The organism is Bradyrhizobium iriomotense, from assembly GCF_018130765.1.
GTDB lineage: Bacteria > Pseudomonadota > Alphaproteobacteria > Rhizobiales > Xanthobacteraceae > Bradyrhizobium > Bradyrhizobium iriomotense_A.
The window spans coordinates 1-15,499 of record NZ_JAFCJZ010000024.1; the positions used below are offsets into that span (position 1 = coordinate 1).

15 protein-coding genes are annotated in these 15,499 nt (G+C 65.0%); 9 read left to right on the top strand and 6 right to left on the bottom strand.

Annotated elements, in window-relative coordinates; all coding sequences use genetic code 11:
- Nucleotides 1-237: 237 nt before the first annotated feature.
- The 7 genes from JQ635_RS31460 to JQ635_RS31490 all read left to right on the top strand — a co-directional run bounded on the left by JQ635_RS31460 (nt 238) and on the right by JQ635_RS31490 (nt 7,108).
- Entirely contained in the window at nt 238-777 is a 540-nt protein-coding gene (locus tag JQ635_RS31460; RefSeq protein WP_211413675.1) for an HD domain-containing protein, read from the top strand.
- Between the two features lie 37 nt (nt 778-814).
- The gene (gene ureC / locus JQ635_RS31465) at nt 815-2,530 is read left to right on the top strand and encodes an urease subunit alpha (protein WP_211413676.1); all 1,716 of its coding nucleotides are present in this window, start codon (nt 815-817) and stop codon (nt 2,528-2,530) included.
- A 140-nt stretch (nt 2,531-2,670) separates the two neighbouring features.
- Nucleotides 2,671-2,970 (top strand): putative quinol monooxygenase, encoded by a 300-nt coding sequence (locus tag JQ635_RS31470; protein ID WP_124159230.1) that lies wholly within the window; start codon nt 2,671-2,673, stop codon nt 2,968-2,970.
- Nucleotides 2,971-2,983: 13 nt separating this feature from the next.
- The gene (locus JQ635_RS31475; RefSeq protein ID WP_211413677.1) at nt 2,984-3,658 is read left to right on the top strand and encodes an urease accessory protein UreE; all 675 of its coding nucleotides are present in this window, start codon (nt 2,984-2,986) and stop codon (nt 3,656-3,658) included.
- Entirely contained in the window at nt 3,639-4,367 is a 729-nt protein-coding gene (locus tag JQ635_RS31480) for an urease accessory protein UreF (protein WP_211413788.1), read from the top strand. The genes JQ635_RS31475 and JQ635_RS31480 overlap by 20 nt, the downstream gene beginning before the upstream one ends.
- Nucleotides 4,368-4,526: 159 nt before the next feature.
- Nucleotides 4,527-5,150 (top strand): urease accessory protein UreG, encoded by a 624-nt coding sequence (gene ureG, locus JQ635_RS31485; protein ID WP_211413678.1) that lies wholly within the window; start codon nt 4,527-4,529, stop codon nt 5,148-5,150.
- Nucleotides 5,151-5,449: 299 nt separating this feature from the next.
- Nucleotides 5,450-7,108, top strand: a complete 1,659-nt coding sequence (locus JQ635_RS31490; protein WP_211413679.1) for a CHASE domain-containing protein — start codon at nt 5,450-5,452, stop codon at nt 7,106-7,108.
- On the opposite strand, the gene JQ635_RS31495 is transcribed toward JQ635_RS31490, so the two are convergent.
- From JQ635_RS31495 to JQ635_RS31515, 5 genes are all read right to left on the bottom strand, one after another.
- On the bottom strand, nt 7,105-7,713 hold the full coding sequence (locus JQ635_RS31495) for a TetR/AcrR family transcriptional regulator (protein WP_211413789.1): 609 nt from the start codon (nt 7,711-7,713) through the stop codon (nt 7,105-7,107). The genes JQ635_RS31490 and JQ635_RS31495 overlap by 4 nt on opposite strands.
- 97 nt (nt 7,714-7,810) lie before the next feature.
- Entirely contained in the window at nt 7,811-8,953 is a 1,143-nt protein-coding gene (locus tag JQ635_RS31500) for an OpgC domain-containing protein (protein ID WP_211413680.1), read from the bottom strand.
- Nucleotides 8,954-9,261: 308 nt separating this feature from the next.
- Nucleotides 9,262-9,717, bottom strand: a complete 456-nt coding sequence (locus JQ635_RS31505; RefSeq protein ID WP_211413681.1) for a hypothetical protein — start codon at nt 9,715-9,717, stop codon at nt 9,262-9,264.
- 91 nt (nt 9,718-9,808) lie between these two features.
- On the bottom strand, nt 9,809-10,180 hold the full coding sequence (locus JQ635_RS31510) for a DUF883 family protein (RefSeq protein ID WP_211413682.1): 372 nt from the start codon (nt 10,178-10,180) through the stop codon (nt 9,809-9,811).
- A gap of 80 nt (nt 10,181-10,260) precedes the next feature.
- The gene (locus JQ635_RS31515; protein WP_211413683.1) at nt 10,261-11,373 is read right to left on the bottom strand and encodes an AI-2E family transporter; all 1,113 of its coding nucleotides are present in this window, start codon (nt 11,371-11,373) and stop codon (nt 10,261-10,263) included.
- A gap of 207 nt (nt 11,374-11,580) precedes the next feature.
- Between JQ635_RS31515 and JQ635_RS31520 the strand changes: the two genes are divergently transcribed.
- Together JQ635_RS31520 and JQ635_RS31525 are read left to right on the top strand one after the other, a co-directional pair.
- Nucleotides 11,581-12,357, top strand: a complete 777-nt coding sequence (locus JQ635_RS31520) for a L,D-transpeptidase (RefSeq protein ID WP_211413684.1) — start codon at nt 11,581-11,583, stop codon at nt 12,355-12,357.
- A 19-nt stretch (nt 12,358-12,376) separates the two neighbouring features.
- Nucleotides 12,377-13,024 (top strand): DUF2865 domain-containing protein, encoded by a 648-nt coding sequence (locus JQ635_RS31525; protein WP_211413685.1) that lies wholly within the window; start codon nt 12,377-12,379, stop codon nt 13,022-13,024.
- Nucleotides 13,025-13,246: 222 nt separating this feature from the next.
- Here the strand turns inward: JQ635_RS31525 and JQ635_RS31530 are convergent, their stop codons facing one another.
- Nucleotides 13,247-15,340: a methyl-accepting chemotaxis protein gene (locus JQ635_RS31530; RefSeq protein WP_211413686.1), complete on the bottom strand. Its 2,094-nt coding sequence runs from the start codon at nt 15,338-15,340 to the stop codon at nt 13,247-13,249.
- Nucleotides 15,341-15,499 lie beyond the last annotated feature (159 nt).

Consider the following 15,499-nt stretch of genomic DNA (forward strand, 5'->3'; position numbering starts at 1 on the left):
ATCCGCAAGCTGGCCATCAATGCCCTGCAAGCCACGCCTGGTCCGGCCCGCATCAGCCACAAAATGCTCCAGGCGAGATGGAATAACGACTTCCTCCTCACCGTCCTTGCCCATATGCGATAGCCCTACCTTGCGGGGGAGGGTTGGGGAGAGGGGTATGCCGCGAACTCGGATCGCAATCATTTTGGAAGGCTGCGTCGATAGCGGACGTCGTCATCGAGGAGCGCTGTAACTGCGATGCTCTCCGCCATACGCCTCATCTCCGAAGCCGCTGAACTGGCCGCGCGCCGCCACAACGGCATGGCGCGCAAAGGGCGCGGCAATGAGCCCTATATCAATCACCTCGCCGAGGTCGCGAACCTGCTTGCGACCGCGACCGACGGCGCCGATGCCGAGCTGATCGCGGCCGGCTGGCTGCATGATGTGATCGAGGATACCGAAACCACGCGTGAGGAGCTCGCGCAGACATTCTCCGAGCGAGTCGCGTCTCTCGTCGTCGAATGCACCGACGATATGACCTTGCCCAAGGCCGAGCGGCGCCGCCGGCAGGTGGTCGATGCGCCGAAGAAATCCCCGGGTGCCAAGTTGATCAAGATCGCCGACAAGGTCAGCAATATCGGCGCGCGCATCCATTCCGATCCCTCAGCTGCGGAGCGCGCCGATCTCGCCGACTACACCGGCTGGGCCGAGCAGGTTGTCGCCGGTTGCCGTGGCGGCAATTCATGGCTCGATACGACATTCGACGACATGGTGCGAAAAGCGAGGGCCTCGCTGTGAGCACTGATTTGGAATTCAAACGCAAACGGGGCTTGTGATGTCCGTCAAAATAAAGCGTTCCGTCTATGCCGACATGTTCGGCCCGACCACCGGCGACAAGGTGCGGCTGGCCGACACCGACCTCATCATCGAGGTCGAGAAGGATTTCACGACCTATGGCGAGGAGGTGAAGTTCGGCGGCGGCAAGGTGATCCGCGACGGCATGGGGCAGTCGCAGGTCACCAACAAGCAGGGCGCGGCCGACACCGTCATTACCAATGCGCTGATCGTCGATCACTGGGGCATCGTGAAGGCCGACGTCGCCATCAAGGACGGCATGATCTCGGCGATCGGCAAGGCCGGCAATCCCGATATCCAGCCCGGCGTCACCATCGTCATCGGGCCGGGCACCGACGTCATCGCGGGCGAAGGCAAGATCCTCACCGCCGGCGGCTTCGACAGCCATATCCATTTCATCTGCCCGCAGCAGATCGAGCACGCGCTGATGAGCGGCGTCACCTCGATGCTCGGTGGCGGCACCGGTCCCTCGCACGGCACCTTCGCCACCACCTGCACGCCGGGGCCGTGGCACATGGGGCGGATGATCCAGTCGTTCGACGCCTTCCCGGTCAATCTCGGCATCTCCGGCAAGGGCAACGCCTCGCGCCCCGCCGCGCTGGTCGAGATGATCAAGGGCGGCGCATGCGCGCTGAAGCTGCACGAGGACTGGGGCACCACGCCGGCCGCGATCGACAACTGCCTGTCGGTTGCCGACGATTATGATGTCCAGGTCATGCTGCACTCCGACACGCTGAATGAATCCGGCTTCGTCGAGGACACCATCAAGGCCTTCAAGGGCCGCACCATCCATGCCTTCCACACCGAAGGCGCCGGCGGCGGCCACGCCCCTGACATCATCAAGGTCGCCGGGCTGAAGAACGTGCTGCCGTCCTCGACCAATCCGACGCGCCCGTTCACGCGCAACACCATCGACGAGCATCTGGACATGCTGATGGTGTGCCACCACCTCGATCCCTCGATCGCGGAAGATCTGGCGTTCGCCGAGAGTCGCATCCGCAAGGAGACGATCGCGGCCGAAGACATCCTGCATGATCTCGGCGCGCTCTCGATGATGTCCTCGGACTCGCAGGCCATGGGCCGTCTCGGTGAGGTCATCATCCGGACCTGGCAGACCGCCGACAAGATGAAGAAGCAGCGCGGTGCGCTGCCGCAGGACAAGGGCAGGGAGAACGACAATTTCCGCGTCAAGCGCTACATCGCCAAGTACACCATCAACCCCGCGATCGCGCACGGCGTGTCGAAGCTGATCGGCTCGGTCGAGAAGGGCAAGCTTGCCGATCTCGTGCTATGGTCGCCCGCCTTCTTCGGCGTGAAGCCGGACTGTGTCGTCAAGGGCGGCACGATCGTCGCGGCGCCCATGGGCGATCCCAACGCCTCGATCCCGACGCCGCAGCCGGTGCACTACCAGCCGATGTTCGGCGCCTTCGGCAAGGCGCGTACGGCATCCTCTGTGGTGTTCACCTCCAAGGCCGCGGTGACCGGTGGCCTGGCGCGAAAGCTCGGCATCGAGAAGAAGCTCTATGCGGTCCAGAACACCCGCGGAAAAATCTCCAAGAAGAGCATGATCCACAACGACGCCACGCCCAATATCGAGGTCGATCCGGAGACCTATGAGGTCCGCGCCGACGGCGAGCTATTGACCTGCGCGCCGGCGGAGGTGCTGCCGATGGCGCAACGGTATTTCATGTACTGAAATAGCGCCTCAACGCATGTCCCAGGAATACGGTTTGAGCGAGCGTCCGGGGACGCTTTTCCGGTTTTGCGTTCGGTCCCGCCTGGTCTAATGTCCCGCCCGGTATCTAACCCATAGAAGAAAAGCCGGGAGGATTTTTCGTGATCTACGTCGTTGCAACCCTGACCATCAAGCCCGAGACGCGCGCCGAATTCATTGCAGCCGCCACCGCCTGCATCAAGGAGACGCGGAAAGAGCCCGGCAACATCGCCTATGATCTGCATGAGAGCGTCACCGATCCCGCCAAGATGGTGTTCGTCGAGCAGTGGGAGAATGCCGAGGCGCTGGTGCCGCATCGGGCCATGGAGCACATGAAGACGTTTGGTCGCGTGGCGGTGAAGTGTTTCACGGCGCCGCCGAAGATCGAAATCATCACGCCCGAGAAGGTCGAGACACGGTAAAGAGGTAAGACGCATGATCCGGGCGACGCAGGTCAAGGGACAACACCGCTTCACGGAAGCGCCGGCGGACACGGTCGTGCTCGATTTCGACGATCGGCACCGCCGCCGCATGGCAATGACGGGGACGCGCGGCCTCGAATTCCTGCTCGACCTGGAGCATGCCGTCGCGTTGCGCGGCGGCGATGCGTTGGTGCTGGAGGACGGAAGGCTGGTCGAGGTGGTCGCGGCACCGGAGCCGCTGCTTGAGATCCGCGGCCGCGATCCGCACCACCTCATCCGCGTCGGCTGGCATCTCGGCAATCGCCACCTGTCGACGCAGATCATGGCCAAGAGCCTGCGCATCCGCCGCGACCATGTCATCGAGGCCATGGTCAAGGGCCTCGGCGCGCGCGTGATCGAGATCGAGGCGCCGTTCGATCCCGAAGGCGGCGCCTATGCCGATGCCGGCCACGCGCATGGCCACGACGACCATGCGCACCACGATCACGGCCATCACCACCACGATCATGGCCATGATCGCCATGACGATCATGACCATCACGGTCACGATCATCACGGCCACGATCACCATCATCATGATCATGATCATGCGCATGACCATGGGCACGATCATCACCATCACCACGACGAGCATTGCGACCATCCCGACCACCACCACGGCCACAAGCATGCTCATGACCACAAATGAGCGGGTCGACGCCGGCGACCTCGCGGAACGCGAGGCGGCGGCGCTGTACCGGCTGATGACCTGGCTGTCGCCGGCGTTTCCCGTCGGCGGCTTCTCCTATTCCAGCGGCATCGAATGGGCGGTCGAGGCGGGCGACATCACGGACATCGCGACGCTCACCGACTGGCTTGATGCGATGCTCGGCGACGGTTCCGGCTTCTGCGATGCAACGTTCCTGGTCCAGGCCTATCGCGCCACCGAGGCGGGCGAGGAGACCTCCTTGCGCGACATCGCGGAACTCGCGAGCGCCTTCGTGCCGTCGCGCGAGCGGCAGCTGGAGACGGCTTCGCAGGGCCGCGCCTTCATCGATATCTCCCGCGCCGCGTGGGATGCGGAGGGCCTGGCTGCCATGGTTGCCGCATGCAGCACGCCACTGGTCTATCCCGTCGCCGTCGGTGTGGTCGCAGCTAAGCACAGCGTGCCGCTGGCGCCGACCCTGCACGCCTTCCTGCATGCGCTGGTCTCGAACTGGATCTCGGCGGCCAGCCGCCTCATTCCGCTCGGCCAGACCGACAGCCAGCGCGTGCTGGTGCGGCTGGAAGCGGCGGTGGCCGCCACCGCCAACCGTGCGCTGAACGCGACATTGGACGATCTCGGCAGCGCCACGTTCCGCGCCGATCTCGCCAGCCTGCGGCACGAGACGCAATATACGCGGCTGTTCAGGTCGTGAGGACGTTGCGCAGCATTCCGCCGTCGTCCTGGCGAAAGCCAGGACCCATTACCCCAAATATGCGTGGTAGTGGCGGGATGTGGCTCCAGCTTGCTGCATCAACGAACTTCGGTGGTAATGGGTCCTGGCTTTCGCCAGGACGACGATAGGAAAGAAGCGATGGCGACTTCTCACGGCCCCTTGCGTGTCGGCGTCGGCGGCCCGGTCGGGTCGGGCAAGACCGCACTGATGGACCTGCTCTGCAAGACCATGCGTGAGCACTACGACATCGCCGCGATCACCAACGACATCTACACCAAATGGGATGCCGAATTCCTGGTGCGTTCGGGCTCGCTGACGCCGGATCGCATCGCTGGCGTGGAGACCGGTGGCTGCCCGCACACGGCGATCCGCGAGGACGCCTCGATGAACCTCGCAGCGGTCGCGGACATGCGCGCGAAATTCCCGGGCCTCGACCTCGTGCTGATCGAGTCCGGCGGCGACAATCTCGCTGCCACCTTTTCCCCGGAGCTTGCCGACCTCACCATCTACGTCATCGACGTCGCCGCCGGCGACAAGATCCCGTCCAAGGGCGGTCCCGGCATCACCCGGTCCGACCTCCTTGTCATCAACAAGATCGATCTTGCGCCCCATGTCGGCGCCTCCCTCGAGAAGATGGAGACGGACGCCAGGCGCATGCGCGGTGAGCGTCCCTTCGTCATGACCAACCTGAAGAAGAGCGAGGGGCTCGACCGCATCGTCGGCTTCATCGAGGCCAAAGGCGGGCTGAAACGGGCGGGCTGACCGACGCGACGACTTGGCGCAGGCGCTTTTCGCCGTTAACGCCTGGGGCAGGGCCGCGCCTGGCGGAACAAATTTCGGACACGGCGATTGAATACCTCCGGTGCCCGGGGCAACTCCACCCCGGCCGGACCCTCGGCCGGGCGGATTAAGCTTTCCAGGCGACCCAAGTTGCGTACTGATGCCTCCTCCTCCATTATCTCCGCCATTGGGGTTCACCCTGTTTCGGCACATGGCCGTTCGAGCGGCGTTCATATGCTCCGTGTTTATTGCCGACCTCCCGCTTCCGTCTGAGTAGTCGCGTGGTCCGGCTGGGTTTCATCATCGGCTTCATCGCTCTGCTCGGGGCCTTGCTTTCCGGGCTTGCGGCCTATCGCGTCCACGACCAGGAGCTGGCACTGGACCGGATCGCGCTCGCGCGGGCGATCGACGTCCATGCCAGCCTGGTTCAGGACCGGCTCACCGAGCGCGAGCTGCTCGCGCGTGTCGCCTCAGGCCTGTTCCGCGCGCCGTCGGTGCTCAAGCCCAGCATGCTGGAGCCACTGCGCTCGGCGATCTACGCGTTCAAGACGGATTTCGTGGTGGCCGGCTGGGTTGCCCGGCTGCAGCCGAACGAGCTCGCGGCGGCGCAGGCGGCGATCGCGGCGGCCGGCTTCCCGAAGCCGCAGATCCGTGACTACAGCGACAAGCCGATCGCCCCCGCGAGCCTCACCCATCCGATCGACGTGCTGATGGACCTCGAGCCGCGCAGCGACGAGACCAAGGCGCTGCCCGGCCGCAGCTACGACCAGGATCCGGTGCGCAGCGCGATGCTCGCCCGGGCCAGGATCGAGAAGCGATCGGTTGCTTCCGATCCGGTGCCGCTGCTGCGCGGGAACGGCCCGATCGGCATCATCGTGGCTGCTCCCGTGATTCCCGAGGGAGCAACGGAGCCGGCCGGTTTCGTCACGTTCTCGTACGAGCTTGCCACGCTGATGCTGACCAACGACGACATGTCGTTGTTCTCGGTTGCACTCAAGGATCCGCGCAAGGAAGGCGGCGAGCTCGTCGCCAACGACCAGGGCATTGTCTCCACGCGCATGGGCGCGGACGGCCCGGCGCCATCGGCGACACGCACGGTGAGCTTCGGCGGCCGCGACTGGCAGCTCGGCTATTACGCGAAGACCAATTCGGCGCGCCGCGCCGAGCAGACCGCGATCATCGTCGCGGCGATCGGTTTTGCTATTACCGCGATGGTGTGCGGCCTGTTCGGCTATGTCGCCTACAACAATCTGCGGCTCAGCCGGGAGATCCAGGTGCGGATCGGCTTCGAGCGCCGCCTGACCGCGGTCATCGACGAGCTCAACCACCGGGTCAAGAACATCCTGGCCGTGATCCAGTCGATCGTGACGCGCACGCTGCGCCACGGCTCGGACATCGACGTCGCGCGCGAACTCCTGATCGGCCGCATCCACGCCATGTCCAACGTGGTCTCGCTGCTCAGCGAGAGCCAATGGCAAGGCGTCAAGCTGAAGGGCCTGTTCGAGGCGCGTGCGATTCCGCATGCCGATCGTATCGCTGTTACCGGCCCCGACATCGCGGTCAGCGCGCGCGCCGCGCAGAGCCTGTCGCTGCTGTTCTTCGAGCTCGCCTCGCATTCCGACGAAGGCCTGTCGCTGGTCGGCAAGCATCCGCACATCACCGCCAACTGGACGGTGACCGGCGAAGCGCCCGAGGAGGTCTTTCATTTCCGCTGGGAGGAGTTCAACACCAGCGAGGCGACGCGCCGGCCCGATTCCGATTTCGGCCTGATCCTGCTCGACCGCGTCGCGCCCGAGGCGCTGGGGGGCACCGCCAAGCGCTTCTTCACCGACGTCTCCTACGTCTATGAATTGACCGCGCCGATGGAGACGGTGGTCGACATGACCGAGCGCGACCGCACGGACAAGATCTCGGCGCCGGTCCGCCCGGCGCGGGGCTAACTTTTCGGCTGCAACACCAGATCGACCAGATTGCGCGCGTAGCCAGGTGTGATCGGCGCGATGCCGAAGATGTAGCGATAGAACAGGCTGCCATAGATCGCGTCGTAGAGATCCTCAGGCAGCCCCTTGGCCAGAATGCTGCCGTCCTTCTGGCCCGCGGCGATCATGTCCACCAGCGCGTCGCGGCGGAATTGCAAGTATCGTGCATAGAACAGCTCCGCCGAGCCGGTCTTGGAGATGCATTCGGAGATGACGGCGAGCTGGACCTTGCCGAACTCGCCCTGGAGCGCGTCGGCATAGGCCGAGGCATGGCGGCGTGCGCGCACCGCGGGCGTGCCGGCGCTCGCAGGCGGCAGCGGCAGCATCTGCGCGGCATGATGCAGGAAGGCATCGATCAGCAGCGCTTCCCGCGACGGCCACCATTTGTAGATCGTCATCTTGGAGACGCTGGAGTGGCGTGCGATCGCATCGATGGTGGTAGTGGCAAGGCCCGTGGCCGCCATCAGCGCATAGGCGCTTTCGAGGATGGCGTTGGTGGTCTCGATCGACCTTGGCCGGCCGCGCCGGGGCGCGCTCTCCGCTTCTTCACCCCCGCTTTTCGCCATCGCCACGCCGGTCTCCTCACGCAGAGTCCCGGCATAGCGCAGCGGCCGCTTTCGGCCTAGCAGAATCGCACGATTTTGTGGCCTGAGCGATCCAGCTCTAGGCCTGCTGCCGCAGGGCTGCCGGCAGATCCTGCCGTTTCGACCAGGCGATGTAGTAGGCGAGCCCGGTCATCGTCGCGAAGCCGGTGATGCTCACCGCGACCTGCATCAGCACCAGGTTCGGCCCGGTGATCAGGATGAGGTGGCCGGCGAAGGACAGGAACACGGCGACGCAGAACACCGCGAGCCATTCCTCGCCGCACGCGATCACCGCCTGCAGCGGCCTCCATTTCAGGCCGGGATGATCGGCCGGAATGAGATGGGTCGCAATCAGCGCGAGGGCGAGGAAGTGGAGCACGCGATAGGGCGCGAGGTTTTCCTTGTCGGTCGGCGAGATGCTGTTGAGGAGCAGATCGGGCAGGTAGATGGACAGCGTCGGCGAATGGCGCATCAGGGTGATGGCCATCGCGAAGACCAGATAGGCGCCTGCGAGGATCCGCAGCCAGGACATGTCGCGCAGCGCACGCCCCGGCGCGCCTGTCACGGCGAACCAGCCGCCCAGCACCATCAGCATCTGCCAGCACAGCGGATTGAAGGTCCATTCCCCGTCCGGATAGACCCGGAAATTCCAATCAAACCAGCGCGCGACGACGTACAGCGCGACCGATGCGGCGAGCGTCACGTTCGGCCGTCGCAGCAATCCCCACAGCACGAGCGGAAAGAACGCCATCAGCGGGATCATCAGTTGCAGCAGGTCGAGGTTCAGCGGCTCTTCCTGGAGCATGAGGCCGCGAACCAGGATGCGCAGCGGGTGCTCGAGAATTCCCGAAATGTTGTATTCGTGGATGATCTCCGGCGCCATCGATTGCGAGGCGACATAGGCGATGGTGTCGATATAGATCACGAACAGCACGACATAGGCGGCATAGAGCCGCCAGACGCGGCGAAAGACGCGCGTCGCCGCGACCACGTAGCCGCGCTCCAGCGCCATCCTGCCGTGGATGATGGCGACTCCGTAGCCCACCACGAACACGAACAAATCCGCCGCGCCGCTGAAGCCGAAATTCCGCAGCGTCAGCAGGTTGACGACGTTGTTCGGGATATGGTCGACGAACACCGACCAATTGGCGATGCCGAGCGTCAGATACAGTCTGGCGTCGTGCTGGAATGCGGCGAGGTTCGCCTTGACGGACGGTTTCATTGAGTAAAATAGCTTTGGGAATCAGGGTGATGCTTTTACCGGCAACCGCCTGCCTATCCGAGTAGCGTTTGCGTGAGCAGGGCCGGTTTTGTCCCTACTGGCGTAAAATTACGCAGGGTGTGCCGTTGCTTTTGCTTGCCCTCGCTTAACCTGCCCGGGACGCAATTTCTGCAAAGGCAGACGATCTGACCTGCGCTCGTCCCTGGCGACTCCCCGATCAGCGACCTCGGGTCGAAGAATCGCTGTCTGGTATCCTCCACGACCGCGATGTGCCGTCGGTCGCGGTCGCTGAACTGAGATACTCGCCGTTACTCGGCGGGCTCTGCCGATGCTTCGTCGGCGACGCCAGCTCGGCTTGCCATGATTCCGAGCGCGACGCCGCCGATCGCCAGGATCGGCAGCAGCCGCTTGATCCCGATGGCGCGAACGATCTGCAGCCCGGTGGCGAGCAGCATGGGGTCGGCGAGCATGCTCTGCACCGTCGACTTCGCGGCGCGCTCGGCCGCAATGCGGGCCTCCTTGCGCAATTGCCGCTTGTACGCCCAGTAGCTCACCGCCGCGGTCAGGGTCAGCAGAAAGAAGACGCCGGCACCCGCGAGGCAGGCTTGCACCGGACCATATGCATCTAGGACTGCGATGAAGGCGGCGGCGCAGAGGAAGCATGTCGTGATGAACAGCGCGAATGCCGCGCCCGCGGCAAGGGAGGTCAGCCGCACGGTCGTGCCGGTCGATGCACTGATCCCGTCGATGATGCGCTGAAACATGGCCTTGCTCCTCGGATCCCCACAAGCCCGGTCGTCATATGCGGACCTCGGCGGCGCCGCAGCGCCGCTGTCTGAATTCCAAGCCGCAACATCAACGGCGCCAGGCGGCGCCGATCAGAAAGCCGATGCCGAGCGCGAGCCCGACGGACGCCAGCGGCCGCTGCGTGATCGCCTCTTCCAGCGTCTCCTCGATCGATCCATAAGCATCCTGCGCCGCGCCCATCATGGCGCTGCCGCGCTCCGACATGTCGTCGATCGCGGTATCCATGTTCTCGCGCGCCTGGCGATAGCCGCGCCTGGCCTGCTTGCTGGTGGAATTGGCAAAGGTGGCGAGCGCGTCGGTGATCTGATCGGTGAGGGCGGCGATATCGCTTTTCACGGCTGCTAAATCCTTCTCGAGGCGTTCCCTGGTGGCTTTGTCGGTCCAGTCTCTCATCCCGGCTTCGGCATTGCTCGTTGACATCTGGGGGCTCCGAACTGTTTGCGGCTGAGATAGCCGGAAAACGTTTCGCCGTCGGGTAAGTTCCGTTTGCGGAAACCGCCTCAAGCCTGCGGCAGCTGCGGCGCATCCACCGGCAACAGATGTTCCTTCAGGATCAGCCCGACGATGAGTAGCGGCGACGACAGGAAGGCGCCCATCGGCCCCCACAGCCAGGTCCAGAACGCCAGCGCCAGCAGCACCGCCAGCGCATTCAGCGCCAGGCGGCGGCCGATGATGGTCGGCGTGACGAAATGTCCCTCCAGGAACGTGATGCCGCCGAAGGCGATGGCGGCAACCAGGCCGCCGCCGATGGTCGGGAAGGCGACGAGCCCCACCACGGCCAATATGGCGAACATCGCGATTGGGCCGATGATCGGGATGAAGTTGAGGGTTGCTGCAAGCGCGCCCAGGCCGGCCGGGTTGGGCATGCCGGTCACGGCGCAGACGAGGCCGGTGGCAATGCCCACGCCGATATTGATGACGGTCACCGTCAGCAGGTAGTTGCCGAGATGGACCTCGATCTCGTTGAGGATGCGCAGCGTGCGCAGCCGCGCATCGCGGTCGCTGAACGTCATGATCAACGCCCGCCGCAGATCGCGCCAGCTCGCGATGAACAGGATCAGCGTCACGAAGAACAGCAGGAATTCGGTGAAGGTGGGTGAGAGGAATTCCAGCGTCGGCTGCACCCATTCGAATTTCGGCAAAGGGAAGCTCGGCAGCCCCACCGGGCCGCCGACCATGGCTTGCAGTTCGAGCCACAGCGCCAGCGGCCGGTCGAACACGTGCAGCTTGTCCTTTAACTGCGCGCCGAGCTCCGGCAGGCGCGAGCTCCACTCCATCACGGGCGAGGCGATCAGCGCAACGATGAAGGCCACCACGGCGCTCACGGCAATCACGATCAGGACGGCGCCCAGCCCGCGCGGCACCTTGCGGTTTTCCAGGAAGGTCGCCGCCGGAGACAGCATGGTGCCGGTGACAAACGCCATGACCACGGGGAGGAAGAACGCCTTGGCGACGTAGAGCACCGCGACCACTGCGATCAGCAGCAGGCCGGCGAGCGCGAAGGCGACGAACTCGGTGCGGCGGATCACCGGCGGCAGGTCGGCATGGCTGCCGGGGAGCGGGTCGCCTTGGCCGTTGCCGGGACTTAGACGTTCACTGGGAAGGACGCGCACAATACCTCTCCCGCACGGAAAGCTTCCGCGCGCCCACTGACGTCCTCACAACGTCCGAGGCGGCGCCGAGGTTCCATCGCGGCTTCGTGAAGTTGCGCTCGCTTGACTGTGACGTCGCCGCAGCAGCGAGAGGCGGAACCTGGGTCGGCCCGCCTGCGTTTGTTGGCTGCAGCATCACCCTGATGCACACATCCAACGGGGCAGCTCATGACAATGGTCTCTCCAGCCCGCCGCCGCTTCTCGCTGCGCGCCGCCACCGCTTTTGCCTTCGCAACCGCCCTGCTCGCTCTGCCCTTCGGTCGCGCAGATGCGCAGATGCTGGGGTACACACCGATGCAGCCGCCGGCATATCAGCAAGATCCGAGCTATTCGCGGGGATCCTACGCGCGCGAGGCGCCGCAAGCGGCCGACGACGATGCCCAATTGCCCGACCGGCTACGCAAGCAGATCGTCAGTTTCGACCGCAGTGAGCCAGCCGGCACGATCGTGATCGATACCGGCAATACATACCTCTATTACGTGCTCGGCAATGGCCGGGCGATCCGCTACGGCGTCGGCGTCGGCCGCGAGGGTTTTACCTGGTCGGGCGTGCAGAACATCAGCCGCAAGGCGGAATGGCCGGACTGGCATCCACCGGCCGAGATGATCGCGCGCCAGCCTTACCTGCCGCGCTTCGTCGCCGGCGGCCCCGGCAATCCGCTCGGCGCGCGCGCGATGTATCTGGGATCGAGCGAGTATCGCATCCACGGCACCAACGATCCCACCACCATCGGCAAGTTCGTCTCCTCCGGCTGCATCCGCCTGACCAACGAAGACGTCACCGACCTGTTCAGCCGCGTCAATGTCGGCGCCAAGGTCGTTGTGCTGCCGAAGAACGCTCCGCTGATGGCGAAAGGCGGCGATCTCCTACGCAAGCGCCCCGCAGCGACGACGCTGCCGTCGGGCCGGCAGGCCTTGAACATCTCGACGTCTGCCGTGAACTGAAGAGTTTGAGTGAGGTGATATGAAGAGACGCCTGATTGGCAAACTGGCTGGTGGTGCGGCAGTTCTGGTCGCTATCTCAGCTGGTCTAGGATTGGCGCCGTCCGCGCATGCGGAAGATTTCTTCTCGGCGCTGTTCGGCGCGTTCGGAGCGCGGCCTCCACAGATCCGCACTCCGTTCCCGAATGACGACATGCCGCGCTACGACGCGCCGCGGCAGCGGGCCGTCTATGGCGGCGGCGCGGCCTATTGCGTGCGCGGCTGCGACGGCCGGTATTTTCCGGCGCAAGGGAATGACGCCGACAGCAAGGCGCAATCCTGCAAGAGCTTCTGCCCGGCGTCAGAGACCTCGCTGGTCTATGGCAGCAACATCGACGACGCCACGACCGAGAACGGAGAATCGTACTCCGACCTGCCGAACGCGTTTCGCTACCGCAACGAGATCGTTGCGGGCTGCACCTGCAACGGCAAGGATCCGGTCGGGCTCGCCAAGGTCAAGGTCGAGGACGATCCCACCTTGCGCAAAGGCGACATCGTCGCCGGCGCCGACGGCCTGGTGGTCGCGAGCCGCAACGCCAGCGACCGCCGCGGAGTCGCGATGAACTTTTCGCCGCTGCCGGATTCGGTGCGGGCGAGGTTCCGTCAGGTGCCGGTGGTGGCGAAGGAGTAGGCCGGTATCGCGTGTGATGCGATGCGGTGCCAATCTCCGCTGTCGTCCCGGACAAGCGCGCCCAAAGCGCGCGTAGATCCGGGACCCATAACCACAGGACGTGGTTTGGCAAAGACTCGGAGTTGCCAGCTCGCGCGACAATTGTCCGTCGGGGTTATGGGTCCCGGATCAGCGCTGTGCTCGCTTGTCCGGGACGACACCGAAGGTGTCGCGCCAGCTTCCCTACGCCGCGCGGATCTTGCCCAGGAAGTCGCTGACCTGCTGGCCGAGCTGGCGGCTCTGCGTCTCCAGCGTCTCGGAGGCCTGCTTGACGTTCTCAGCGGCGCCGGCCGCGGTGTCGGCGTCGGCCTTCACGCCGGTGATGTTGTCCGAGACGTTCTTGGTGCCCTGCGCCGCGTATTGCGTGCTGCGGGTGATCTCCTGCGTCGCCGCGCCCTGTTCCTGAACGGCGGCGGCGATCGCGGTGGCGACCTCGTTGACCTCGCCGATGATGCCGCCGATCGCCTGGATCGCGTTGATGGCATCGCCCGCGACCTTCTGGATGTCGGCGATCTGCTCGGAGATCTCCTCGGTCGCCTTGGCGGTCTGGCTGGCCAGCGACTTCACCTCGGAGGCGACCACGGCAAAGCCGCGGCCGGCCTCGCCGGCGCGCGCGGCCTCGATGGTGGCATTGAGCGCCAGCAGATTGGTCTGCGCCGCGATGGTGTTGATCAGCCCGACGACCTCGCCGATCCGCCCGGCGGATTGCGCCAGCCCCTGGACGGTGCTGTCGGTTTCGCGGGCCTGGTTGACGGCGCGGCTGGCGATGCCCGCGGCATGCGCGGCCTGCTGGCTGATGTCGTTGATCGAGGCGGAGAGCTCCTCGGCGGCAGCGGCGACGCTGTCGACGCTCATGGAGGCGTCGTTGGAGGCCTTGCCGGCGATCTCGACGCGCTCATTGGTCTGGCGCGAGACCGCGGACAGATCACCCGAGGTCTTGCGCATCTCGCCGGAGGCCTCGCTCAGTTCGCCCAGCGACTTGCGGACCACGCCCTCGAACTCGCCGACATAGGCCTCCATCGCGCGCTGGCGCGCGGCGGCGCCGGCGTTGCGCTCGCGCTCCTGCTCCTCGATCTTGAGCTTGTCGATCGCCTGCTGCTTGAACGTCTCCAGCGCGCCCGCAAGCGAGCCGATCTCGTCGTGACGGTCCAGATAGCCGCTGTCGACGCCGAGGTCGCCGCCGGCGACCTTGAGCATGGCATCGCGGATCCGGTGCAGCGGCGTGATCACGCGGCGGCTGACTGCCAGCATGGCGGCACCGGTGAGGACGATCGCAGCGACGAGCAGGGCGATGTTGACGATCAGCCATTGCACGGCGCCCGCACGTTGGGCGGCGGAATGATCCTTGGCCGCCTGCAGCGCCGCATCGGCGAGCCTCACCGCGCTCATCATGCGCGGCACCGAATAGGGGCTCCACTGGTTCGCGGTCATCGACGGCTTCTCGCCTTTGGCGATCGTCGTGATGACGCCGTCGCGCGTCGCGGCATATTGCGGATCGAAATAGGTCGTCTTGGTCTCGCTGATCGCAGCCGCCAGCGCCGGCGGCAATTGCATGCCCGAGGCGGCAAGCTCGATCGCGGTCCAGGCGGTGTCGGTGCCGCCGACCAGCTTGGTATAGGTGAGCTGTACCTCGGGGGCGATCTTGCCGGCGTTGAGGGCATTGCCGACGATCTGCGAGGATTCACCGGCGGTGTTACGCAGCAGCCAGGCCATCTGCTTGATGGTGAGAAGCTGGTCGATGGTTGCGTCCTGATGGTTGACGCTCGCGGCGAGCGCGCCGGAGAGCTTCTCGAGCAGCGCCATCAGCGCGTCCTCGGTCGCGACATATTCCTTGGCAAGCCCTGCGCGGCGCTCAGCCTTCGGCTTGACCACCTCGATCCAGAACTCGGCTTGCTCCGCCAGCAGCGTCTTGTTCAGCGTGCCGAGATCATTGAGGAATGCGTCGCGCTGGGCGAGGTCGGTCGTGGGCAGGATCTCGAGCGTACGCGCCAGCGCCGGCATCAGGGCGTCGCGGATCTCGCGAATGTATTTCTCGATGTCCTTGTCCATCGCGACGTCGGAGGAGAGCTGACGGCTGCTGGTCGAGCGGTCGGCGCGGATGTTCGCCATCGCCTTGAACATTTCGGCCGAGGCGCCGGAAACCGCAACGATCCGGTTCGCCTGCTGAAGCCGGGTCCATGAACTCCATGCACTGATCGAGAAGCCGATGACCACAACGAGCGCGGTCGAGAGGATCACCGCTTTCAGCAGCGTGGATACGGTCAGGCGGTTGAACATCGGATACCCCGGTACGCATTTCGAAGTTCGTGGCCTAAACGGCAGCCCCCCAACGAACTTCGAAAGACCAAAGGGTTGCACGCGATAGAAGCGCCAGCCTATGGCGGGCGCTTGAGGCGCATTTGGCCTGAAAAGGGTAAAAACTTAGACAGTGTTCCC